Source organism: Bradyrhizobium australafricanum (assembly GCF_020329495.1).
Classification (GTDB): domain Bacteria; phylum Pseudomonadota; class Alphaproteobacteria; order Rhizobiales; family Xanthobacteraceae; genus Bradyrhizobium; species Bradyrhizobium australafricanum.
The window spans coordinates 1-23,079 of the sequence record NZ_JAGKJL010000003.1; the positions used below are offsets into that span (position 1 = coordinate 1).

Annotated in this window: 28 protein-coding genes; 12 read left to right on the plus strand and 16 right to left on the minus strand. The window is 65.5% G+C overall.

Annotation, left to right across the window (positions count from 1 at the left end; translation table 11 throughout):
- The first annotated feature begins 40 nt into the window (after positions 1-40).
- On the plus strand, positions 41-757 hold the full coding sequence (locus J6525_RS03470) for a dihydrofolate reductase family protein (protein WP_092088085.1): 717 nt from the start codon (positions 41-43) through the stop codon (positions 755-757).
- Positions 758-763: 6 nt separating this feature from the next.
- Here J6525_RS03470 and J6525_RS03475 read toward each other — a convergent pair whose 3' ends face one another.
- Positions 764-1,480: a TetR/AcrR family transcriptional regulator gene (locus J6525_RS03475; protein WP_092088083.1), complete on the minus strand. Its 717-nt coding sequence runs from the start codon at positions 1,478-1,480 to the stop codon at positions 764-766.
- 204 nt (positions 1,481-1,684) lie between these two features.
- On the opposite strand from J6525_RS03475, the gene J6525_RS03480 reads away from it, so the two are divergent.
- Both J6525_RS03480 and J6525_RS03485 read left to right on the plus strand, forming a co-directional pair.
- The gene (locus tag J6525_RS03480; RefSeq protein ID WP_376708423.1) at positions 1,685-2,968 is read left to right on the plus strand and encodes an HlyD family secretion protein; all 1,284 of its coding nucleotides are present in this window, start codon (positions 1,685-1,687) and stop codon (positions 2,966-2,968) included.
- Positions 2,968-4,566: a DHA2 family efflux MFS transporter permease subunit gene (locus tag J6525_RS03485; protein ID WP_225642102.1), complete on the plus strand. Its 1,599-nt coding sequence runs from the start codon at positions 2,968-2,970 to the stop codon at positions 4,564-4,566. The genes J6525_RS03480 and J6525_RS03485 overlap by 1 nt, the downstream gene beginning before the upstream one ends.
- Positions 4,567-4,620: 54 nt before the next feature.
- On the opposite strand, the gene J6525_RS03490 is transcribed toward J6525_RS03485, so the two are convergent.
- From J6525_RS03490 to coxB, 9 genes are all read right to left on the minus strand, one after another.
- Complete coding sequence (locus J6525_RS03490; RefSeq protein WP_092088077.1) at positions 4,621-5,172, minus strand: GrpB family protein; 552 nt, start codon at positions 5,170-5,172, stop codon at positions 4,621-4,623.
- Positions 5,173-5,232: 60 nt separating this feature from the next.
- Positions 5,233-6,003 (minus strand): SURF1 family protein, encoded by a 771-nt coding sequence (locus J6525_RS03495; protein ID WP_225642104.1) that lies wholly within the window; start codon positions 6,001-6,003, stop codon positions 5,233-5,235.
- Complete coding sequence (locus tag J6525_RS03500) at positions 6,000-6,386, minus strand: DUF983 domain-containing protein (RefSeq protein ID WP_026191934.1); 387 nt, start codon at positions 6,384-6,386, stop codon at positions 6,000-6,002. The genes J6525_RS03495 and J6525_RS03500 overlap by 4 nt, the downstream gene beginning before the upstream one ends.
- A gap of 203 nt (positions 6,387-6,589) precedes the next feature.
- On the minus strand, positions 6,590-7,486 hold the full coding sequence (locus J6525_RS03505) for a cytochrome c oxidase subunit 3 (protein WP_057016083.1): 897 nt from the start codon (positions 7,484-7,486) through the stop codon (positions 6,590-6,592).
- 55 nt (positions 7,487-7,541) lie between these two features.
- Positions 7,542-8,171, minus strand: coding sequence for a cytochrome c oxidase assembly protein (locus tag J6525_RS03510; protein ID WP_057016082.1), 630 nt, complete (start codon positions 8,169-8,171; stop codon positions 7,542-7,544).
- Positions 8,172-8,176: 5 nt separating this feature from the next.
- A complete protein-coding gene (locus J6525_RS03515; protein WP_225642106.1) occupies positions 8,177-8,341 on the minus strand; it encodes a cytochrome c oxidase system small membrane protein in 165 nt (54 codons plus the stop codon).
- Positions 8,342-8,378: 37 nt separating this feature from the next.
- A complete protein-coding gene (locus tag J6525_RS03520; protein WP_028334631.1) occupies positions 8,379-9,317 on the minus strand; it encodes a heme o synthase in 939 nt (312 codons plus the stop codon).
- Positions 9,318-9,380: 63 nt separating this feature from the next.
- Entirely contained in the window at positions 9,381-10,997 is a 1,617-nt protein-coding gene (gene ctaD / locus J6525_RS03525; RefSeq protein WP_057016079.1) for a cytochrome c oxidase subunit I, read from the minus strand.
- A gap of 81 nt (positions 10,998-11,078) precedes the next feature.
- Positions 11,079-11,918: a cytochrome c oxidase subunit II gene (gene coxB, locus J6525_RS03530; protein ID WP_026191935.1), complete on the minus strand. Its 840-nt coding sequence runs from the start codon at positions 11,916-11,918 to the stop codon at positions 11,079-11,081.
- 267 nt (positions 11,919-12,185) lie between these two features.
- Between coxB and J6525_RS03535 the strand changes: the two genes are divergently transcribed.
- Positions 12,186-12,491, plus strand: a complete 306-nt coding sequence (locus tag J6525_RS03535; protein WP_092088071.1) for a hypothetical protein — start codon at positions 12,186-12,188, stop codon at positions 12,489-12,491.
- 12 nt (positions 12,492-12,503) lie between these two features.
- A complete protein-coding gene (locus tag J6525_RS03540) occupies positions 12,504-13,052 on the plus strand; it encodes an invasion associated locus B family protein (protein WP_076832351.1) in 549 nt (182 codons plus the stop codon).
- Positions 13,053-13,169: 117 nt separating this feature from the next.
- Here the strand turns inward: J6525_RS03540 and J6525_RS03545 are convergent, their stop codons facing one another.
- The 3 genes from J6525_RS03545 to J6525_RS03555 are packed head-to-tail and all read right to left on the minus strand — an operon-like array spanning position 13,170 to position 14,726.
- Positions 13,170-13,769: a TlpA family protein disulfide reductase gene (locus tag J6525_RS03545; protein ID WP_225642108.1), complete on the minus strand. Its 600-nt coding sequence runs from the start codon at positions 13,767-13,769 to the stop codon at positions 13,170-13,172.
- A 35-nt stretch (positions 13,770-13,804) separates the two neighbouring features.
- Positions 13,805-14,323, minus strand: a complete 519-nt coding sequence (locus J6525_RS03550; protein ID WP_225642110.1) for a DsrE family protein — start codon at positions 14,321-14,323, stop codon at positions 13,805-13,807.
- A 10-nt stretch (positions 14,324-14,333) separates the two neighbouring features.
- Complete coding sequence (locus J6525_RS03555; protein ID WP_225642112.1) at positions 14,334-14,726, minus strand: DoxX family protein; 393 nt, start codon at positions 14,724-14,726, stop codon at positions 14,334-14,336.
- Positions 14,727-14,858: 132 nt separating this feature from the next.
- Here J6525_RS03555 and J6525_RS03560 point away from each other — a divergent pair, with 132 nt between their 5' ends.
- The 5 genes from J6525_RS03560 to J6525_RS03580 all read left to right on the plus strand — a co-directional run bounded on the left by J6525_RS03560 (position 14,859) and on the right by J6525_RS03580 (position 18,798).
- The gene (locus J6525_RS03560; RefSeq protein WP_092088060.1) at positions 14,859-15,314 is read left to right on the plus strand and encodes a winged helix-turn-helix transcriptional regulator; all 456 of its coding nucleotides are present in this window, start codon (positions 14,859-14,861) and stop codon (positions 15,312-15,314) included.
- A gap of 270 nt (positions 15,315-15,584) precedes the next feature.
- Entirely contained in the window at positions 15,585-17,009 is a 1,425-nt protein-coding gene (tldD, locus tag J6525_RS03565) for a metalloprotease TldD (protein ID WP_028334625.1), read from the plus strand.
- Positions 17,009-17,779 carry a signal peptidase I gene (gene lepB / locus J6525_RS03570; RefSeq protein ID WP_016847099.1) on the plus strand — a complete coding sequence of 257 codons (771 nt, stop codon included), beginning with the start codon at positions 17,009-17,011 and terminating at the stop codon, positions 17,777-17,779. Before tldD ends, lepB begins: the two co-directional genes overlap by 1 nt.
- Positions 17,780-17,887: 108 nt before the next feature.
- Entirely contained in the window at positions 17,888-18,235 is a 348-nt protein-coding gene (locus J6525_RS03575; protein WP_225642114.1) for an MmcQ/YjbR family DNA-binding protein, read from the plus strand.
- Entirely contained in the window at positions 18,232-18,798 is a 567-nt protein-coding gene (locus tag J6525_RS03580) for a nucleotidyltransferase family protein (protein ID WP_225642116.1), read from the plus strand. The genes J6525_RS03575 and J6525_RS03580 overlap by 4 nt, the downstream gene beginning before the upstream one ends.
- Before the next feature lie 103 nt (positions 18,799-18,901).
- Here the strand turns inward: J6525_RS03580 and J6525_RS03585 are convergent, their stop codons facing one another.
- From J6525_RS03585 to J6525_RS03595, 3 genes are all read right to left on the minus strand, one after another.
- Positions 18,902-19,456, minus strand: coding sequence for a PAN domain-containing protein (locus tag J6525_RS03585; RefSeq protein ID WP_225642118.1), 555 nt, complete (start codon positions 19,454-19,456; stop codon positions 18,902-18,904).
- Positions 19,457-19,599: 143 nt separating this feature from the next.
- Entirely contained in the window at positions 19,600-20,970 is a 1,371-nt protein-coding gene (locus tag J6525_RS03590; protein WP_092088053.1) for a glutamate--cysteine ligase, read from the minus strand.
- A gap of 93 nt (positions 20,971-21,063) precedes the next feature.
- Positions 21,064-21,588 (minus strand): MarR family winged helix-turn-helix transcriptional regulator, encoded by a 525-nt coding sequence (locus tag J6525_RS03595; protein WP_028338998.1) that lies wholly within the window; start codon positions 21,586-21,588, stop codon positions 21,064-21,066.
- A 131-nt stretch (positions 21,589-21,719) separates the two neighbouring features.
- On the opposite strand from J6525_RS03595, the gene gstA reads away from it, so the two are divergent.
- Both gstA and J6525_RS03605 read left to right on the plus strand, forming a co-directional pair.
- A complete protein-coding gene (gene gstA / locus J6525_RS03600) occupies positions 21,720-22,337 on the plus strand; it encodes a glutathione transferase GstA (protein WP_092088051.1) in 618 nt (205 codons plus the stop codon).
- A gap of 234 nt (positions 22,338-22,571) precedes the next feature.
- On the plus strand, positions 22,572-22,880 hold the full coding sequence (locus J6525_RS03605; RefSeq protein WP_225642120.1) for a hypothetical protein: 309 nt from the start codon (positions 22,572-22,574) through the stop codon (positions 22,878-22,880).
- The last annotated feature ends 199 nt before the right edge of the window (positions 22,881-23,079 follow it).

Below are 23,079 nucleotides of genomic sequence, written 5' to 3' on the forward strand. Positions count from 1 at the left end.
CCCCTGTGGCGCGGTCATCCCCCACCGAAGAGTTCAGCCTATGCGCCCCCACATCATCTGCCACATGGGCACGTCGATCGACGGCCGGCTTCATCCCAGCCGCTTCACCAAGGCCGCCGCCGGGATTCCGGCCGACGTGCTGCGTTCGCACTACGAACGGATCCATGACGGCTTCGATGCCGATGGATGGATCATTGGCCGCGTCACGATGAACGAGATGGCCAAGGGAACGGAGCGGCATATCGCCAACCCACTGAGGCTGGCGCGCGAGGCGCATCTCGGCAACCGCAACGGCCGCAAGCTTGCTGTCGGCATCGATCCGTCGGGCCGCGTGCATTTCGGCAAGGACAATGTCGGCGGCGATCACGCCGTCGCGGTGCTCGGCGAACAGGTGTCCGACGCGCATCTCGCCGAGCTGCGCGAGGACGGTGCGTCCTACATCTTTGCAGGCACGAAGGGCGACGACCTGCCGGGCGCCATGGCGCAGCTCGCGTCGCTGTTCGGCGCCAGGACGCTACTGCTCGAAGGCGGCGGCGGGATCAACGGCGCCTTCCTGAAGCATGGACTGATCGACGAGTTCAGCACATTGATCTTCCCGGCGGTCGATGGCGTCGCCGGCTCGCAAAGCATCGTCGACTATCACGGCTCCGACGGCGACCGCCCCGGCGCCGGACAATCGCTCCGGCTCACCCATTGCGAGACACTGGAAGGCGGCATGGTCTGGCTGCGTCACGCCGTGGAGCGCGCGCCCGATTGAGCGCGCTTATGGCTTGAGATTCTCCACCCAGCCGGTCCGGCACGCAGCAACGAAAAACGCGACGCCGCGCGCGACATGGGCGTCGATCTCGGGATCGAGCGCCTTCAGATCCACCTCGAACAGCGCCCGGAGCAGCATCGGCACCGCGATGATGTCGAGGAACATCCGCGCCGTCGTCGGCAGGTGTTCGGGCGCGAAGGCCGGCAGCTTGCCGAGTTCGTCGGATTGCGTCAGGTCGCGCAGCAGGTGAATGCCGAGCTCAGTGCTGAGCGCGCGCGCCCGGCGGTTGACGTTGGCCGCGAGATCCGGGAAGCGGTGCGCCTCCGCGATGGCGAGCCGCATCAGGCCGATCCGGTCGGCATCGAAGCCCCAATGCAGCAAGGTCGAGGCAACGCTGGTGAGGCGCTCCTCGATGGTCGCGCCGACCGGCGGATCGGCCTTGAACTCAGCGATGCGTGCCAGGATGTCCCGCGTCACCACTTCCGTGAACAGCGCCCGCTTGTCGCGGAAGCGCGCATAAATCGTCCGCTTGCCGGAGCGCGCGACTTCCGCGATCTCATCGATGCTCGCGCCCTCGAACCCACGCTGCAGAAACACCCGGCGCGCGGCGTCGAGGATGCGTGCATCGACCTCGCCGGCGAGCTCCTTCGGCGGCCGGCCGGCGCGCACCTCGACCGGCCTGGTTTTCGGCGCCCGCGGCTTCTTCAGGGTGCTGGTGGTCATCGTATCGACCCGGGTTCGATGGGCCGGTCAGGCCGGCAATATCAGCCAATATAGCCTTATCACATCTAGTTGTAAATAGAACGATACAGTTCCGTTTCTATTGACGACGCGCCGTGGCGAGACTATTTGCCGCATGGAACGGAACGGTCCCGTTCCTTTTTGCGAAGGCCTTGCAGACCTCGCCTGACAGCAGGAGCCGCCATCATGTTTGAAGACACTGTCTTGGAGCGCGACCAACCGGGCCACCAGGGGATCGAGGGTGCCCCCTCGGCGCCGGCCTCGCATGAGCCCAACGTCACATCGGAGCAGCCGGAGATCACGGCGCGGGCTCCGGCGCAGGAGCGCCCTGCGGACAAGGAGCCCGCTCCGCCGGCAACAATCCCGCCGGAGATCATCGGCAAGGCAACACGGCCCAGCTTTCTCCGCCGCCGTCCGGTCGTCTCCGCGATCGGCGCCGTGCTGCTCGCCGCAGCCATTGGCGGCGGCTATCTCTACATGGACTACAGCGCGCATTTCGAATCCACCGACGACGCCTTCATCGCCGCGCGGCAGTCGGCGCTGGCGCCGAAGATCTCCGGCTACATCACCGCCGTCCCGGTCACCGACAACCAGCATGTCGCGGCCGGCGACGTGATCGCCCGGCTCGACGACCGCGACTATCGCGTCGCGCTGGCTCAGGCCGAGGCGCAGGTCGCGGCCGCGCGCGCCAGCATCGAGAATGTCGATGCGCAGCTCGACGTGCAGCAGGCGCAGATTGCTGCCAACCAGGCGCAGGTCGACCAGGCGCAGGCGGCGCTGGTGTTCGCCCAGCAGCAGGCAACGCGCTACCAGCATCTGGAGCAATCCGGCTACGGCACCGTGCAGAATTCCGAGCAGTTCACCTCGCAGCTGCATCAGCAGCAGGCTGCGCTGTTGAGCGCGCAGGCGACGCTCAACCTCGCGCAGCGCCAGGTCGAGTCGCTGAAGGCGCAGCGCAAGAGCGCGGTCGCCAACCTCGCCCAGGCCGAGGCGCAGCGCGACCAGGCCAAGCTCAATCTGTCCTATACGACGGTCACCGCCGCCCAGCCGGGCCGCGTCGTCAACCTGTCGGCCGCGGTCGGCCAGTTCGCCCAGGCCGGCACCAACCTCACGATGTTCGTGCCCGACCAGACCTGGGTCACCGCGAACTTCAAGGAGATCCAGCTCGACAAGATGCGGCCGGGCGAGAAGGTGACGATGAAGATCGACGCCTATCCCGGACGCACCATCCAGGGCCATGTCGAGAGCGTGCAGCCGGGCTCCGGCACGGCGTTCTCGCTGCTGCCGGCGCAGAACGCCACCGGCAACTACGTCAAGATCGTGCAGCGCGTGCCGGTGAAGATCGTGATGGACAACCCACCGGCCGACGTCGCGCTCGGCCCGGGCATGTCCGTGGTGCCGACGGTGCGGATCAATCCCGCGCCGTCCCTGTTCGAGCGCCTTGAGAAGTCGAGCCTCGGGAGGCTGTGATGAGTGCCGCCGCCATCGACGCCAAAGGCTTTTCGACTCCGAATGTCACCGTCAATCCCTGGCTGATCGCCATCGTGGTCGCGCTCGCGAGCTTCATGGAGGTGCTCGACACCACCATCGCCAACGTCGCGCTGCCCTATATCGCCGGCGGCATGGGCGTGAGCGAGGATGAGGCCTCCTGGGTGGTCACCACCTATCTGGTGTCCAACGCCATCATCCTGACCGCCTCCGGCTTCCTCGCCCGCACGCTCGGGCGCAAGACGTTCTTCCTGATCTGCCTCGGCATCTTCACGGTCAGCTCGATCCTGTGCGGTTTTGCGCCCAATCTGAACGCGCTGCTGCTGTTCCGTATCCTGCAAGGTCTTGGCGGCGGCGGCATGGTGCCGGTTGCGCAATCGATTCTCGCCGACGCCTTCCCGCCGGCCAAGCGCGGGCAGGCGTTCGCGGTGTTCGGCATTGCCGTCGTGGTGGCGCCGGTGGTCGGGCCGACGCTCGGCGGCTGGCTGTCCGACAACCTCTCCTGGCACTGGTGCTTCCTGATCAACGCGCCGGTCGGCGTGTTCGCGATCGCGCTGATCGCGGCCGTGCTGCAGGAGCCCGCGACCGCGAAAGCCAAGGGAGCGCAGCCCCAGGACAACAGGTTCGACTTCATCGGCTTCGCGCTGGTCGCGACCTTCCTCGGCGCGCTCGAGGTGGTGCTCGACCGCGGCCTCGAGGACGACTGGTTCGCCTCGCCCTTCATCATCACCTTTGCAGTGATCTGCGCCGCGGCGTTCGTGCTGATGATCCCGTGGGAGATGACCCGGCGCAATCCGATGATCGACCTGCACATGGTCGCAACCCGGCAGTTCGGCGCCTGCTTCCTGGTGATGCTGGCAACCGGCGCCATCCTGCTCGCCACCACGCAATTCTTGCCGCAGCTGGTGCAGCAGGATTTCGGCTACACCGCGACCTGGGCCGGCCTCGTGCTCTCGCCCGGCGGCGTCGTCACCATGATGATGATGTTCGCGGTCGGCCGGCTCGCCGCCAGGGTGCAGCCGAAATACCTGATCGTTGCCGGCGCGCTGGTGATCGCCGCCTCGATGTACAGCATGACCAACGTCTACGGCGATCTCGGCTTCTGGTTCATGGCGCGCTCGCGCATGCTGATCGGCGTCGGCCTGCCGCTGATCTTCGTGCCGATCATGGCGGCGTCCTATGACGGCATTCCCGCTGGGAAGACCGACCAGGCCTCCGCGCTGATCAACGCGGCGCGCAACACCGGTGGCTCGATCGGCGTCTCGATCGTGTCCAACGTGCTGACGCATCGCCAGCAATTCCACCAGAGCCGGCTGGTCGAGCAGGTGACACCGTCCAGCCCGCAATATCAGGACACGCTGCACCAGCTCACCGACTTCTTCGTCGCCCAGGGCAGTTCGCTGGCGCAGGCGCACAGTCAGGCGATCCAGTGGATCGGACAGCAGGTGCAGACCCAGGCCTCGTTCCTGTCCTACATGGATGCGTTCTGGGTCCTGATGCTGATCTCGCTCGCGGCGATCCCGCTGGCGCTGACCTTGCGCAAGGTCAAGCTCGGCGGCCCCGCTCCCATGGGTCATTGATCCCGGCGCGGGCATGGATGCGCTACGGCAGAATGCAGACGTGGCGCGGCCGCGCTATCGACCGGACAGGTCCGCGCGCCACGAGCGGGCCTTCGCGGTCGTCTCCTCGACGAAACGCGTTTTGCCGTTGCGGTAGGCCGCGATGTCCTCTCTCGAGGAGGCAGCGAGGGCCTGCTTGATATCCGCGTAGGCGCGGGCCGCCTCGGGGTGCGCGCGAAGATAGTCGCGAAACACCAGCAGCGTTTCCCAGCGCGGATTGGATGGCTCCATCAGGTGCAGATGATGGGTCCACGGGCCCGGAGGACCCTTGCGGAAGAACAACTCGCCGGGCAGCCACGCCGCGTATTCCGGTATGTAGTTGTAGCCGAGCGCCTCGATCGGCTTGATGCAGCATTCCCGCGCCTCCGCGAGGCCGGGGACACCGACCATCAGGTCGATGATCGGCTTCGACGGCAAGCCCGCAACCGCGGTGCTGCCGACATGCTCGATGGCCAGGGCCAGCGAGCCGAGCGCGTGCTCGATCCTCGCGCGCTCCGTCTCGAACATGGCTGGCCAGTTGGGGTCATAGTCCAGGACAACGATTGGCCCGGCGCCGTATTTCTCCATGGCACACCCTGATTGCTTGCCGCGAAGTCCCCTTCGCGGGTCAATCAAACCATGATGCGACTAGGTTCGACCAGAGGCGCGGCGCCGGTGGCCGCGCCACCACAGGCCGAAGGCGATCGTGACCGCAGCGGCCAGCGAGAACCAGGTGATGGCGTACTGCATGTGGTCGTCCTTGAGCCGCACCTTGAGCGGTCCGGGCTTCGGCGTGCCGCTGTCGGGCACCGGCGCCTCGAGGTCGATGTAGAACGGCCCGACCTGGCCCCAGCCGAGCGCCTGCGCCATCGCGCGATGGTCGCGCACGAACCACAGCCGCTTCGCCGGATCTTCCTTCGGCGTCAGCCGGCCCGGCGGCTCGGGAAAGCGGATATAGCCCGTCAGCTCAACCGGCGCGCCGGTGACGAGGCGGCCGACCACGCGATCCTCGAAGGCGCGATCCTGCATCGTGTTCTGGACAAAGCCGGTGTTGATCACGACGGTCTCGCCGCTGGCGAGCTTCGCCGGCAGCAACGCCCAGGTGCCGGGACCCGAAATGTCGTCGCGCACGGCGGAGCCGGAGCTGAACACCATCGCGTCAGGCTGCTTCGCATAGGTCGCGGTCAGGGTCACGCGGCGGAATTCATCCTTGGCGGAGGTCAGCGTCGGCCATGCCGACGGCGGCGGCAGCGCCTCGGTCGGCGCGGCCAGCCGCGCCTCGAGCGCTGCGATCAGCGCGTGCTTCTCGACCCGGCGCTGCAATTGCCAGAAACCGAGGGCGATAAACACCGCGATCAGGATCAACGTGAAAATGCCGAAGCCGGCCGCGCTCGGCCGGCGCGTCGTCACATCATTCATTTCGGGTCGCGCTCGATCAATTGGCCTTCGGCGGCCTTGTGGTGGAATTGCAGCGCGATCAGAAGTGCCTTCATCGATCGTAGCGGCAGGATCGTTGTGACCAGGATCAACGGCAGCCACAGCGCGGCATGCACCCAGAACGGCGGCTGGTACTTCACCTCGACGATCAGCGCCGCCGCGACCACGATCGCGCCGGCCAGCATGATGACGAAGATCGCCGGCCCGTCGCCGGAATCGATGAAGGCGAAGTCGAGGCCGCAGGCCTGGCAGCGCGGCGCCAGCGTCAGGAAGCCGGAATAGAGCTTGCCCTTGCCGCAGCGCGGGCAGCGGCAGGCGATGCCGCGCAGTGCGCTCTCAGTGACGGTCGGCGGGGTATCGGTCATTTGGCTCCTTCCCCTCTCCCCTTGTGGGAGAGGGTGGCGAAATCGAGCGGAGCGAGATGTAGCCGGGTGAGGGGTCTGTCTCCGCGGATGGAGACCCCTCATCCGGCGCGGATTACATCCGCGCCACCTTCTCCCACAAGGGGAGAAGGGAAACAAAAAGGGGCGGCCATTCGGCCGCCCCCTCTTAGCACGTCGGCCGGCAATTAGTGTGCGCCGTGGGCCATCGTCTCGGCGCCGTGGCCCCAGACGTAGATGCAGATGAACAGGAACAGCCAGACCACGTCGACGAAGTGCCAGTACCAGGCGGCAAACTCGAAGCCGAGGTGCTGCTTCGGCGTGAAGTGGCCGGCATAGGCGCGGATCAGGCAGACCAGCAGGAAGATGGTGCCGACCAGCACGTGGAAGCCGTGGAACCCGGTCGCCATGAAGAAGGTCGCGCCATAGACGTTGCCGCCGAACGAGAACGTCGCATGGGCGTACTCATAGGCCTGCACGCAGGTGAAGAGGGCACCGAGGATCACGGTGAGGATCAGGCCCTGCTTGAGGCCCTGGCGGTCGTTCTCCAGTAGCGCATGGTGCGCCCAGGTAACGGTGGTGCCCGAGGTCAGGAGCAGCAGCGTGTTGAGCAGCGGCAGATGCCAGGGATCGAAGGTCTCGATGCCGTGCGGCGGCCAGGTACCGGGAACGGAGCAGGCGCCCATCGCCGTGCCGGCGCCGCAGCCGAACACCGCATCGCGGGTGGCATGCACCGCGTCGGCCGGGAACAGCGCCGCATTGAAGAAGGCCCAGAACCAGGCGACGAAGAACATCACCTCGGAGGCGATGAACAGGATCATGCCGTAGCGGTGGCTGATCTGCACCACGCGGGTGTGGTCGCCCTTGTACTGGGCTTCCTTGATCACGTCGCCCCACCAGCTCGCCATCGTGTAGAGCACGCCGATGGTGCCGACGCCGAACACGATCGGGGCCGCGGAGAACATGTGGTGCATCCAGCCGATCGCGCCGAACGCCATGATGAAGGCCGAGATCGAGCCGACCACCGGCCACGGGCTCGGGTCGACGAGATGATAGTCGTGATGCTTGACTTGCGCCTCAGCCATTGCCGTCTCTCCATTCGCGTGCCGCAAGGCACGTCTTAAATCTTAAATTACAAAACTAGCCGCCCTTGCGCTGCTCCGCCTCGCCCGCCGCCACGGGCTTCGGCGCGGCGTCGCGCACGGGGAAGAAGGTGTAGGACAGGGTGATCGTCTTCAACGTGTCGTTCTCGCTGTCCTTGGCCAGCGCCGGATCGACATAGAACACCACGGCCATCTCGCGCTTTTCGCCCGGCGCCATGGTCTGTTCGGTGAAGCAGAAGCAGTTGATCTTCTGGAAATAGGCGCCGACCGTCAGCGGCGCGACATTGTAGGACGCCTGGCCGGTGGTGGTGCGCGCCGACTGGTTGGTGACGGTGTAGTAGACCGTGACCACCTGGCCGATCTTGACGTCGATCGTGTTCTGCTCCGGCTCGAATTTCCAGGGCAGGCCCGGCGCGACGTTTGAATCGAAGCTGACCGAAATAGTGCGCGCGAGCGGCGCATCCGAAGGCACCGAGGTCGCGACTTGGGTGGTGCCGTTGAAGCCGGTGGTGCGGCAGAACCAGTTGTAGAACGGCACGGCCGCGTAGGACGCGCCGACCATCAGCACCACGACGAAGCCGCAGATCGAGGCAACCACGGCGTCGCGCGTCAGCGTGCGGCGCGTGACCTTGGCGCCCTCACCCTGCTGCGGTCCCTGGTTCGCCATCTCACTCACAGCGGCCGCACCAGCACGGCTGGCCCCTTGACGAGGGTGACGGCGAAGAACAGCACGACCAGGATGCCCAGCGCGAGCGCAATCGCGATCGAGCGCTGGCGGCGGCTCTTGAACTGCGCCTCGGTGAGGACGATGCCTTCTGGTTCGCGTTTCTCGTCCATTGATATCCCATGCGCCCCCATCTCGCCCCCCGGCTCCCTATCCGATGAAGACAGGCGCAATCGCGCGGACCACGACCTCGGCGAGAAGGACGGCGAACAGCGCGAACAGATAGAGGATCGAGAAGGCGAACAGCCGGCGCGTGGCGCGGTTGGCGGCCGTCCCCTCGCGGCGGCGATAGACCTCGATGGCAAGCCACAGCATGCCGGCGCCGAGCACCAGCGAGGTGACGCCGTAGATCGCGTCGAAATAGCCGAGCGGCCATGGCGCCAGCGCGATCGCGACCAGCACGATGGTGTAGAGCAGGATCTGCAGCCGGGTCGCGTCGGGACCGGCGACCACCGGCAGCATCGGAATGCCGGCGCGCGCATAGTCGTCGCTGCGGAACAGCGCCAGCGCCCAGAAGTGCGGCGGAGTCCAGAAGAAGATGATCAGGAACAGGAGGATCGGCTCGACCGAGAGCGATCCGGTCGCGGCGGCCCAAGCCACCACCGGCGGCAAGGCACCGGCGGCGCCGCCGATCACGATGTTCTGCGCGGTCCAGCGCTTCAGCCACATCGTGTAGACCACAGCATAGAAGAAGATGGTGAAGGCAAGCAGCGCGCCCGCCACCCAGTTGACCAGGATGCCGAGCGTCATCACCGAGAAGAAGGCGAGCGTGATGCCGAACGCGGCCGCCTCGGTCTGCGTGATGCGGCCGCGCGGGATCGGCCGGTTGGCGGTGCGCGTCATCAGCGCGTCGACGTCGCCCTCATAGGCCATGTTGAGCGCGCCGGAAGCGCCGGCACCGACCGCGATGCACAGGATCGAGGTGAACGCCAGCACCGGATGCACGTGCACCGGCGCGATCATCAGCCCGACCAGCGCGGTGAAGATCACCAGCGACATCACGCGCGGCTTCAACAGCGCGATGTAGTCGCCCACTTCGGCCTCGGAAATCCGGGGCAGCTCGATGGCGTTGTGATCGACAACCGACAAGATCAGGTCTCGCTTCTCTCAAAAGGCGCGGCGCACCCTTAAGTGCGCCGCGTTGTCGTGGATTTACTGCACGCGGGGCAGCACTTCGAACTGGTGGAACGGCGGCGGCGAGGTCAGCGTCCACTCCAGCGTGGTCGCACCGGCGCCCCACGGATTGTTTGCGGCCTGCTCCTTACGGACGAAGGCATCGATCACGCCGTAGATGAAGATCAGGACGCCGATGCCGGAGATGTACGAGCCCCAGGAGGAGATCAGGTTCCAGCCGGCGAACGCATCCGGATAGTCGACATAACGGCGCGGCATGCCCGACAGGCCGAGGAAGTGCTGCGGGAAGAACACCAGGTTGACGCCGACGAAGGTGAACCAGAAGTGCGCCTTGGCGATCCGCTCCGAGTACATGTAGCCGAACATCTTCGGGAACCAGTAGTACCAGCCGGCGAAGATGCCGAACACGGCGCCGAGCGACAGCACGTAGTGGAAGTGCGCCACCACGTAGTAGGTGTCCTGCAGCACGCGGTCGACGCCGGCATTGGCCAGCACGACGCCGGTGACGCCGCCGACGGTGAACAGGAAGATGAAGCCGATCGCCCAGATCATCGGAGCTTTGAACTCGATCGAGCCACCCCACATCGTGGCGATCCACGAGAAGATCTTCACGCCGGTCGGCACTGCGATCACCATCGTGGCGGCGACGAAATAGGCCTGCGTCGCCGAGGACATGCCGACGGTGTACATGTGGTGCGCCCACACCACGAAGCCGATGCCGCCGATCGCGACCATGGCGTAGGCCATGCCGAGATAGCCGAACACGGGCTTGCGCGAGAAGGTGGAGACGATCTGGCTGATCATGCCGAAGGCGGGCAGGATCAGGATGTACACTTCGGGGTGGCCGAAGAACCAGAACAGATGCTGGAACAGCACCGGGTCGCCGCCGCCGTCAGCCGCAAAGAAGGTGGTGCCGAAATTGCGGTCGGTCAGCAGCATGGTGATCGCACCGGCGAGCACCGGCAGCGACAGCAGCAGCAGGAACACGGTAACCAGGATCGACCACACGAACAGCGGCATCTTGTGCAGGGTCATGCCCGGCGCGCGCATGTTGAAGATCGTGGTGATGAAGTTGATGGCGCCGAGGATCGACGAGGCACCCGCGAGATGGAGCGAGAGAATCGCGAAATCGACCGCCGGTCCCGGATGGCCCGAGGTCGACAGTGGCGCATACATGGTCCAGCCCGCGCCGACGCCGTTGGCGCCCGGCTCACCCTCGACGAAGGTGGACATCACCAGCAGCGCGAACGAGGCCGGCAGCAGCCAGAACGAGATGTTGTTCATGCGCGGGAACGCCATGTCCGGCGCGCCGATCATCAGCGGCACCATCCAGTTGCCGAAGCCGCCGATCATCGCCGGCATGACCATGAAGAAGATCATGATCAGGCCGTGCGAGGTCACGAACACGTTATAGGTGTGCGTCTCGTGGAATATCTGGACGCCCGGATACATCAACTCGGCACGGATCGCGATCGACATCGCCGCGCCGATGATGCCCGCGATCACCGCAAAGATCAGGTACATCGTACCGATGTCCTTGTGGTTCGTGGAGTAGAGATAACGCCGCCATCCGGTCGGATGGTGGGCGTGATCGTCATGGGCGTGATCGTCGTGTGTCGCTGCGCCTGTCGCCATGTTCAAAATCCTGCCTTGCAGTCCCTCTCGGACCTTGCGGTCCCGTCGCCCTTATTCCATCCGCGCCGTAAGCCGTGAGGCTTACTGCGCCGCCTGACCAGCCGAGGCGTAGGAATTCGCCGGGTTGGTCGCAAACTTCTTCTTCGCGCCTTCAACCCAGGTCGCGAATTCCTGGTCGCTGACGACCCTGACCGCGATCGGCATGAAGGCATGGTCCTTGCCGCACAGTTCCGAGCACTGTCCGTAGAACACGCCGGTCTTGGTGGCCTTGAACCAGCTCTCGTTGAGGCGGCCGGGGATCGAGTCGATCTTCACGCCGAAGGCCGGCACCGCGAAGGAGTGGATCACGTCGGCGCCGGTGGTCTGGATCCGCACCACCTTGTTGACCGGGACCACCATCTCGTTGTCGACGCCGAGCAGGCGCGGCTGCTTGTCCTTGTCGAGCAGCGAGTCGAACTCGAACTTGCCGTTATCCGGGTAGGCGTAGGACCAGTACCACTGCTTGCCGGTGACCTTCACCGTGAGGTCCGGCTTCGGCACGTCGAGCTCCAGGAAGAGCAGGCGGAACGACGGCACCGCGATGCCGACCAGGATCAGCACCGGGATCAGCGTCCAGGCCACCTCGATCAGCGTGTTGTGGGTGGTCCTGGAGGGGACCGGGTTGGCCCTGGCGTTGAACTTCACCACCACGATGATGAGCAGCGCGAGCACGAACAGCGTGATCAGGGTGATCAGCACCAGCAGGAAATTGTGAAACCAGATGATGTTTTCCATCACCGGGGTCACGCCTTCCTGCAGCGTGTGCTCCCACGGCGCCGGCTGCCCCATTTCGGCGAAGGCCGATCCCGCGGCGACAGACGCCACACCCGCCACCGCCAACCCCAGCAATTGCCTGCCCAACCGGCCAATCGACATCTTCATGCCGCTCGCGCTCCCTTGCATTATTCCCCAAAGCACCCCCGGCATGTGGCCGAAAATGCAGCACGATCCGCCCTGACAAACGGCCTTCCGGACATACCCGTCTCTGAGTCAAGGTGGGTACGGGAGCCAGATCGCTAGAACGCGTCGAAATCCAGCCTCTCAAACCATAATTCTCCGGCGCTCGCAATGCAGTAGTGGGGCCGAAAGCCATGCGCCTGCGATGAAGCTGCCGCTTGCGATTTTTCCCGCAAAATCAAGCGAAAGCACTTGGACCAATTGTCCATGCCGCTTGACAGGGGGATTACCGGATGTACCCACAGACAGGGCAGCGCACAGGAACCTGATTCGCTGCGGGCTGCCCCAATCCGGCGCGAGAATGGCTTCACGATCGCCTTCAAGGCGCCGTCATTGCGGTATCAGTCGACGCCTGAGCATGATCCGGAAGAGTGGAAACCGGTTTTCCGAAAGATCATGCTCAAACAAGAAGATGAGATCATGATTCGCTTCCGGGAAGCGCATCGTGGCGCGCGTGCTACCGGCGGCCGGACGGCCGGACCGACCGAACATCTATAAGGATCGACCCGGATGGGCGCTTCGAACATTCGTTTGACGATGGCCAGCCGGCTCGGCGGCCTCGCGATTCTGGCCCTCTGCCTCGGCCTTTCTCTTGGCCTTTCTCTTGGCCTGACCCAGCCGGCGAACGCGCAAGGCGCGGTGCGCTCGGTCCACGGCGACTGGCAGATCCGCTGCGACACTCCGCCCGGCGCCCAGGCCGAGCAATGCGCGCTGATCCAGAGCGTGGTAGCGGAAGACCGCTCCAATGCCGGCCTGACCGTGATCGTGCTGAAGACCGCCGACCAGAAGAGCCGCCTGATGCGCGTGGTCGCGCCGCTCGGCGTGCTGCTGCCCTCCGGCCTCGGCCTCAAGCTCGACAATCAGGACGTCGGCCGCGCCGGTTTTGTCAGGTGCCTGCCCAATGGCTGCGTCGCCGAGGTCGTGATGGACGACAAGCTGCTCGGCCAGCTCAAGAACGCCAAGACCGCGACCTTCATCATCTTCGAGACGCCCGAGGAAGGGATCGGCTTTCCGCTCAGCCTGAATGGCCTGGCGGAGGGGTATGACAAATTGCCCTAGCGGCGCCGAGCGGCACAGGAAAGCGTAGCCGGATGGAGCGCAGCGCAATCCGGGGCCGCCATCATCGCGGATTGACCAGTCCCGGATTTCGCTGCGCTTCATCCGGGCTACGCCATCTCAACGGACGCCGGCGTAATAGTCGAACAACGCGATCGCCTCCGTGGACAGCCAGTCCGCCTCACCCGTCATGTAGCCTTCGACCTGCCCGGTGATGCCGATCAAAAATGAGATCGGCATGCCGTAGAGCGCGAACGGCGTATCGACCTCGGCGGCGTCGACGCGCGAGACGAGACCACCGGGATCGAAGCCGATCGCGAGGTGGCGCAGCTTGAGCTGCTTGACGTAGGGCGCGACCGGCGCGCGGTTGCGATCGGTGCTGATAGCGACGACCACGAGATCGCGACGGCCGCTGGCGGCAAGGCGGTCCAGCATCGGCAGCTCGGTCCGGCACGCCGCGCACCAGGTGGCCCAGAAGTTCACCAGCACCATCTTGCCTTTGAACGCCGTGAGATCGAGCGCGCCGCCGGCGAGCGCCGGGATCGCGACCGGCGGCACCGGGCGGGCGCCTTCGACCTGCGTGAACTGATGCCGGATGGTGCCGAATTGCGGCGGTCCCGACGCTGCGCGCGCAGCTCCGGCGGGCATTGCGAGCGAGGCGCCGGCGCCAATCATGCCGGCAACGACCGCGCGGCGCGTCGGTGCGTGAGCTGACGTCATGACAAGTTCTCCGCTTGGCTTGATGGCCACATCGCTCAGGACCGGATGTAGGACCAGCCGGCTTCCTGCAATTCGATGATGCGCCCGGGCCCGTTCGGCACCAGGTCGACATGATCGAGCAGCACCAGCGGATGTCCCTCGGCGCGCTCCATGCCGAGCTTGGTGGCTTCGCAGACAACCAAGCGGATGTCGGGCGTGAGCCCCCGCACCACCCGCAGCAGATCCTTCACCGGCGAGGTATCGGCGCGCAGCATGTGGACGCCAGCATTGTAGGCGACGACCTCGATCTCGAACGGCTCGTTGCGCTCCCGATAATATTTCGGGAGGTTGAGCGCGGTCGAGATCAGCGCCCGCATCGTGGTCGGGTCGTCGCTGTTGATCGGCAGCACCAGGCGGTGCATGCGCGGCTCCGGCTTGCTGGACTCAGGTTTCTTGGGCTCGGGTTTCGAGACCGCCGCGACCGAACCGGTGAGCAGCATTGTCGCGGCGAACGGCACCGCGAAGGCCAGCACCAGCCCGGTCACGACCGTCAGCTTGCGGCGAGAGACGCGCATCGCGCTCGCCTCACGGCGCGCTCGCGAGCAGGGCGAACTGGCTACGCTTGGCGTAGGCGACGATCACACTCAATGTCAGCAGCACGAGGGCGGGCACCGGCGAGCCGCCGATCACGAACAGATGCGTGATGGTGGCGCCGACCATGATGCAGCTCAGCAGCACGCCGCCGAACGCCGCGACCGGGGGCAGCAGGATCAGGACCGCGCCGAGCAGCTCCAGCGATCCGGTGAAATAGCGGAACCACTGACCGTGCCCAATATGCTCGAATTCCTCGACCAGCATAGGCACACCGTAGAGCTTGGCGGCGCCAGCGGCGGCAAAGGCCAAAGCGAGCAGTCCCCTGACGACCCAGAGGCTGACGGATTTCCAGCGCGACGGCGCCGCGGCAACTGCAACTGACATTGATGACTCCCGAGTTGTTCGTAAGGCCGGACCGCGGCCACCCGACCGATCGGCGGCTGGCCCGCGGCTTTCGGTGGTCTAAATTCGGGAGTAAGATGAAAAGAACAAGTAGGATGCTTTTTGTGAGGTAGTATGAAAAAACTGACTATTGAGCCTGCCGAGCCTCCGGCGGCGTCCGAGCCGTGCAACGGCGACCTGTCGGCGCAATTTCATCGCGCGCTGTCGGTGCTGGCCGGGAAATGGAAGGGCGACATCCTCTGGCAACTGGTCGAGCGTAAGCGGCGGTTCGGCGAGCTGCGCCAGTCGATCCCCGGCGTGACCCAGCACATGCTGACCACGCAGCTGCGCGATCTCGAGGCCAACGGCCTCGTCAAGCGCACGGTCTATCCCGAGGTGCCGCCCCGGGTTGAGTACGAGATGACGCCGTCCGCCAAGGCGCTCAAGCCGGTGTTCGACGAACTGTACCGCTGGGCACAGGAGCATGGCTTTCCGACCTCGGCGCAGGGCACCGCACAGCCGAAGCCGCAATCGGGCGATGCAGCCGAGCGCGAAGGCCAGCCGCGGAAGGCGGATCGGCGCTCAAGGTGATGACGACAAGGTGAGGAGCCCGACGGGGCACTGTGATCGACCGCATAGTCGCAGGCACTCCCGGTTTGCCACCCCAACCACTATCTTTGGTGATCGGCGTCCGGGCCTGAACCGGGACCGGTACAGGTTTCCGGGTTGTAAGATGAGTTTTCCGCTCGTCTCTGCTTCAATCCCCGAAATCCCTGCTGCGGGTTCCCCACTGGCAATCAGTTGCGCTTCAGGCAAGGATGACGAGGAATCGCCAAGCAATCGCATTGCGTCGGAGTGACCATGACCAATCCCGCCACGACCTCCCTGCTCGACCGCGCCAATCTGGACCGCGATGCCGTCCGCCGCGAGGTGTCGCGCGGCCTTGAAGGCGCCGACGACGGCGAGCTGTTCCTGGAGTTCGGGCAGACCGAGGCGCTGGTGTTCGACAACGGAAGGCTGAAGCAGGCGACCTATGACACCTCGCAGGGCTTCGGCCTGCGCGCGGTCAAGGACGACGCGGTCGGCTATGCGCATTCCTCCGACGTCTCGATCCCGGCGCTGATCCGCGCCGCCGATGCGGTCGCGGCCGTGCGCGGCGGCTATGCCGGCACTTTCGCCGCGGCGCCCGCCCACACCAACATCAAGCTCTATGGCGACGAGAACCCGCTGGACGGCCCGGCGTTCGAGGCCAAGGTCAAGCTGCTCGGCGAGATCGACGCCTATGTCAGGGACAAGGACCCGCGGGTGCGTCAGGTCTCGGCCAGCCTCACCGCGACCTGGCAGGTGGTCGAGATCCTGCGGCCCGACGGCGAGAGCTATCGCGACATCCGCCCGCTGGTGCGCGTCAACATCTCCGTCGTCGCCGGCCAGGGCGACCGCCAGGAGAGCGGCAGCAAGGGCTATGGCGGCCGCGAGGGCTATGCGCGCTTCATCGAGACCAAGGCCTGGCGCGACGCCGCCGACGGCGCACTGCGCGAGGCGCTGGTCAATCTCGAATCGGTGCCGGCGCCCGCCGGCGAGATGGACGTGGTGCTCGGCGCCGGCTGGCCCGGCGTGATGCTGCATGAGGCCGTCGGCCATGGTCTCGAGGGCGACTTCAACCGCAAGCAGACCTCCGCCTTTGCCGGCCTGATGGGCCAGCAGGTCGCGGCCAAGGGCGTCACCGTGGTCGACGACGGCACCATGGCCTCGCGCCGCGGCTCGCTCTCGATCGACGACGAGGGCACGCCGACCAACCGCACCGTGCTGATCGAGGACGGCATTCTGGTCGGCTACATGCAGGACCGCCAGAACGCCCGGCTGATGGGCATGAAGCCGACCGGCAACGGTCGTCGGCAGAGCTATGCCCATGTGCCGATGCCGCGCATGACCAACACCTACATGCTGTCGGGCGACCGCGACCCGGCCGAGATCATCGCCTCGGTGAAGAACGGCATGTACGCCGCCAATTTCGGCGGCGGCCAGGTCGACATCACCTCGGGCAAATACGTGTTCCAGTGCACCGAGGCCTACAAGATCGAGAACGGCAAGCTCGGCGCGCCGCTGAAGGGCGCCATGCTGATCGGCAACGGACCGACCGATCTCCACAGGATCACCATGATCGGCAACGATCTTGCGCTGGATACGGGAATCGGCACCTGCGGCAAGAACGGCCAGGGCGTGCCGGTCGGCGTTGGCCAGCCGACGCTCAGGATGGAACGGATTACGGTCGGAGGAACGGGCTAGTGAGCAGCGGAAACGAAGTCGTGACGGCCAAGCCGACCAGCTGGCGCGGGCAAGCCGTGCAACTGGCCGCGATCGTGGCCGTCGTGTTCCTCGCCAAGGGCGCGATCGCCGAGCCGTTCTACGTGCCGTCGGGATCGATGGAGCCGACGCTGCTGATCGGCGACGCGCTGGTCGCCTCGAAATATCCCTATGGCTACGGCGCGGCTTCGTTGCCGATCCAGATCACGCTGCCGGAAACCGGCCGCGTGTTCGGCGAGACGCCGAAGCGCGGCGACGTTGTCGTGTTCCGCTGGCCGGGCGACCGCTCGCAGGCCTGGGTCAAGCGCGTGGTCGGGCTGCCGGGCGATCGCATCCAGATGCGGCAGGGTCAGCTCTTCATCAACGATCATGCGGCGACGCTGAAGCCCGACGGCACCGGCTTCGCCGAAGACGATCGCGGCGGCGGCGAGGAGGCGTATCGCTATATCGAGACGCTGCCGAACGGCGTCAACCACGCGATCTTCAAGATCCGCGACAACGGCCGGCTCGACAACACCCAAGAGGTGACGGTGCCGCCGGGCAAACTGTTCGTGCTCGGCGACAACCGGGACAATTCCGCCGATAGCCGCGTGCCGGTGCGCGACGGCGGCGTCGGCCTGTTGCCGATCGACAATCTGATCGGCCGCGCCGACGCCGTGGTCGGCTCCTGGGACCTCGGCATCCGCAGCCAGCCGGTCTGGACCTGGCTCTCAGGCTTCCGCCTCGCGCGCTTCTTCACCTCGGTGCAGTAGACGCGGAGCCCGGATGGAGCGCAGCGCAATCCGGGATCTCCCACTCGGCAAGATGTCCCGGATTTCGCTTCGCTCCATCCGGGCTACATTCCTTGTGGGATGACAGTCGTGACCTTCGACGACATCAGGCACATCGCGCTGGCGTGGCCGGAGGTCGAGGACGGCTCTTCCTACGGCACGCCGGCGCTGAAGGTGCGCAACAAGATGCTGGTGCGGCTCAAGGAGGACGGCGACAGCCTGGTGATTCCGGGCGTCCCGCCGGAGGAGCGCGACATGCTGGTCGAGCATCAGCCCAAGGTGTTCTACTTCACCGATCACTACCGCGACTACCCGACGGTCCTGATCCGCCTGTCGAAGGCCAAACGTCAGGCCGTCGAGCCCTTGCTGCGCCGGCACTGGCGCACGCTGGCGTCGAAGAAGGCGGTCCGGGACTACGACGCGACCGCCTCGTCGTGACGCAGGACGAATTCCTCGCAGCCGCGCTGCGCAACCCGGCCAATCAAGCCATCACCGACGAGTTGTACCGCCTCGGTCTGCCCGATGCGTGGCTGGTCGCCGGCTGCCTGGTGCAGACCGTGTGGAACGTGCTGACCAGCCGGCCGCTCGATCATGGCATCAGCGACCACGACATCTTCTATTTCGATCCGGATACCTCATGGGAGGCCGAGGATGCGGTGATCCGCGAGCTCAAGGCACGGCTCGGCCGTCTCGGTGTCGCGATCGAGGTGCGCAACCAGGCCCGCGTCCATCTCTGGTATCCCGACAAGCACGGCCTGCCCTACCCGGCGCTGTCGCGTTCGACCGACGGCATCGATCGCTTCCTCACCGAAAACACGCAGATCGGCATCCGCCGCACCACGCGCGGCCACGACGTCTATGCGCCGAACGGTTTCGATGATGTCGCCGGCATGATCGTGCGGCCGAACCGGACCGCGAACTTTTCGCCGGCGAACTATGCGACGAAGGCGGCGCGCTGGAAGGCGCTCTGGCCCGAGATCACGGTGCTGGCGGCGGAGTAGCCCGTCGTCGCGTAGCCCGGATGAAGCGCAGCGAAATCCGGGGCAGGCCCATCCACGGTGAGCGCGGTCCCGGATTACGCTTCGCTCCATCCGGGCTACGGATTCACCGCACCACGCCCGACGTGAACCCCGCCTTGCGGCGCGGCGGCTTGATCTCTTTCTTCAGGAAGCAATGCGCGTCGCGGCCGGCATAGCCGGGCCGGGCGTAGGTCCAGGCGCGGCACTTGTTGTCGGCGGTGCAGGCCGCCTGGCAGGCCTCGTCGCCGTCGCTGCTCTTCAGTTCGAAATTCTTGTAGTCGCCGCCGAGCCGGTCGATCGAGGTTTCGATGGCGCCGTTGCGCGGTTCGACCACACCCGCGCCGCGCACCCCGGAGACGCAGCAGACGTTCTGCACCCGTGGCGGCACGGTGCTCTTCAGCCAGCACACCGCCCCATTATTGGCGTCGGTCGGATAGTTGAAGCTCCAGGCGCGGCAACGGCGGTCACGCTCGCAGGTCAGCGCGCAATCGGCCGGATCGCCCGTCGTCACCGGCGCGTTGAGATAGTCGCCGCCGGGGCGGTCGAAATTGGTCTGCGCCAATGCCGGGCGTGCGACGACCGCGGCCGCAAGAGCCGCAAACACCACCACACACGCCCTAAAGAGGCGGCCTATCTCCATGAGATTGCTTTCAAATTCGCGCAGCCCCGCGCGTTTCGCGGGGCGTCATTTGAACGCCATGAACCTGTACGGCTGATGAACGGCGGGTGCGACACCACCGCCGTCCGCGTGCGCCTCACGCCCGGATCGGGGCCGAGCGGGGATTAGAAGGCGTATTCCTGATAGGCCGGTTCCACCGAGCCCTTCCAGGGACCGTTGAACTTCTCCAGCATCTCCTCCGCCGGCGAGCGACCGGCTTCGATGATACGCTCGAGCGGCTCGAGGAAGCGGCTCTCGTCGCGTCCGAGATGATCGATCCGGCCGCGCCGCCGCAATCCGGCATGCGACAGGATCAGGCACTCCTTGGCGATCTCGAACAGATAGCGATCCTTGATCCGCGACTTGAAGCCGAAACGCGGCACGTCGTCACGCAGCGCCTGCCGCTCCGGCGCGGTCCAGTGGCGGACGATGTCCCAGGCGGCATCGAGGCTGTCATTGTCGTAGAGCAGCCCGACCCAGAACGCCGGCAGCGCCGGCAGCCGGCCCCACGGCACGCCGTCGGCGCCGCGCATTTCGAGGTAACGCTTCAACCGCACCTCGGGGAAGATCGTCGAGAGGTGATTGGCCCAGTCCGACAAGGTCGGGCGCTCGCCCGGGAAGGCGGCATTCTTGCCGGCGAAGAAATCCCGAAACGAGGAGCCGGAGACGTCGATATATTCCTCGCCGCGCTTGACGAAATACATCGGAACGTCGAGCGCGTAATCGACATAGCGCTCGAAGCCCATGCCGTCCTCGAACGCGAACGGCACCATGCCGCTGCGCGCATTGTCGGTGTCGCGCCAGATCTCGGAACGGAACGACAGGAAGCCGTTGGGCTTGCCTTCGGTGAACGGCGAATTGGCGAACAATGCGGTCGCGATCGGCTGCAGCGCCAGCGACACCCGCAGCTTCTTCACCATGTCGGCTTCGGAGGAGAAGTCGAGATTAGTCTGCACCGTGCAGGTCCGGAACATCATGTCGAGGCCGTATTTGCCGACCTTCGGCATGTAGTTTCGCATGATCTTGTAACGCCCCTTGGGCATCACGGGGATCTGCGCGCGCGACCAGGACGGCGTCATGCCGAGGCCGAGGAAGCCGATGCCGAGCGGGGTTGCGATCTCCCGCACCTGCGCCAGATGCGCCATCAATTCCGACTGCGTCTGATGCACGGTTTCGACCGGCGCGCCCGACAATTCGAACTGCCCGCCGGGCTCGAGCGAAATCGCGCCGCCGCCGGTGACGTCATAGAGGCCGATGATGTTGCCGCGCTCCATGATCGGCTCCCAGCCGAGCAGGAGCTTCATGCCTTCGAGCAGCGCGCCGATGCCCTTGGCGCCTTCATAGGGCACGGGCTGATGGCCCTCGAGCGTGAAGGGAGTCTTCTCGTGCTCGGTGCCGATCCGGAATTCGGACTCAGGCTTCACGCCGGCTTCAAGCCACGCCACGAGTTCGTCGCGCGACTGCAGCGGCGTCATGTCGATCTGGTCACGCGCCATAGATAATCCAACTCAAGGGCGCTTCGATCGAAGGCGCGCGGTGGCAGGGACATCCGCGAGCCACAACGGCTGCGGATGATGGAATCAGCAATATCATCGGGCAGGCACGCCGTCTCGCGCAGGCGCAGCCTTGCTGTCAGCCTTGGTCTCGTTCTTGACGTCGCCTTTGGCGTCGCCGCAGGCGCAGCCGAGCCGGTCGAGCAGACCGCACAGCCTGGTCGCGTCGGCGTCGGACAATTTGGAGCCGACATGCTTGTCGATCGCGGCGGAATAGGCATTCCACATCTTCTTCTGCAGCTCGCGCCCGGCCTCGGTGATCTCGACGAACTGGCCGCGCTTGTCGATCTTGCATTCGCGCCGGGCGGCGAGCCCCTCGTCGACCAGCTTGTCGATCAGCCGCGAGGTCGAATATTGCGGGATCAGCATCTGGCGCTCGAGCTCGACCGGGCGCAGCTCGCCCGACGGCGCGCGGGACAGCTCGAGCAAGGCGTCATACCAGGCGAGCGGCGGAAAACCGGCCTTCTTCAAATCCTGCTCGACGCAGTCCAGCACCCGGCTCGGCACCCGCATCAGGCGGATCCAGGCGGCCGTCGCCTCGCTCGATAGCTTGCGTTTCATGGTCTAGCTCATAGGGGTCCCGGCACCGACTGTACCGCACTGAATGCATCTGCATCAATCTTGACTATTTCATGCAGGCGCATGTAGGCAATCCCTCTCCGGACGCCAAGAACAAGGGAAGGAATACCCCTATGAAGCTTTATTACACCCCCGGTGCCTGCTCCCTCTCCCCCCATATCGCCCTGCTCGAGGCCGGGCTCCCCTACGACCTGGTCAAGGTCGATCTGCGCGCCAAGAAGCTCGAAAACGGCGACGATTTCCTCCAGGTGAACCCTAAGGGCCAGGTGCCGGCGCTGGCGCTGGATACCGGCGAGATGGTCACCGAGGGGCCGATCATCATCCAGATGATCGCCGACAAGGCCGCCGACAAGAAGCTGGCGCCGGCGAGGGACTCCAACGAGCGCTACAAGCTGCTCGAATGGCTGAACTACACCACGACCGAGCTGCACAAGAATCTCGGCCCGATGTTCTCGCCCGTGCTCGCCGACGACGCCAAGGCCTTCTTCAAGGACCGCGCCATGGGCAAGTTCAAATATGTCGAGAGCCAGCTCGCCGGACGCGACTATCTGATGGGCAACCAGTTCACGATCGCCGACGGCTACCTCTTCACCATGATCATGTGGGCGCAGGACCGGCTCGGCTTCGATCTCACCGGCCTGCCGAACGTGACCGCCTACAAGGCCCGCGTCGCGGCGCGCCCGAAGGTGCAGGAAGCGCTGAAGAAGGAAGGCCTGCTCAAGGCGGCCTGAGCTCGCTCACCACCACCGCGATAGAGCCGGGTCGATCGATCCGGCTCTATTTTGTTGTGGATTCGCCGATCCCCTTTCTCGACACCGGAGGCGGAAAGTCTCAATTTAACCTGCATTATAGCGATTAATACTAAGTCGGTGTAGTTCCGGCTGAGGGCGTGGCCGTCCTTGTTCGAGCGATACAACTGACCGACTATGACCTGCGGCGCCCTCCGCTCCAACTGGTCTAAAAATGTGACGATCGCCTTTACCCTTTTATTGACCAGCACCCTGGTTGGGCTGGCAACCAGTTTGTACTTTCGGGTTTGGACATTGATGCTGGAGTCGCCGCTGATCGCGGTGCTCGCGGCGATCGTGCTCCAATCCGACGGCTTTTCCTTTGCCACCGGCGCTCCGATCGTCGTCGCCTGCCTCGCCTTCAACCAGTTCGCCTATCTCGCCGGCGCCTTCCTCTCGCCGGGGCATAACGACTCAATGGCTGAAGAAATTGACGGCCTGCCAGACCGCCGCGGCGAGCACAATATCCGCGGCCAGAACGAGTAGCGCGAGGCCGGTCCATGACGGGCCTTTGCCCCGCAGACGCAGCGGCTTCCACCGCCGCGACGGCGACAACGAAGGCAACGGATCCTTCGCCACGACCTCCGCGGCATTTTCCCTGAGCGCAGAACTCATCGCACGACACCCTCACGCTGATCGTCGCCCCGGCGATCGACCAGCAAGAGTGATGCCAGCAGCGTGGTGC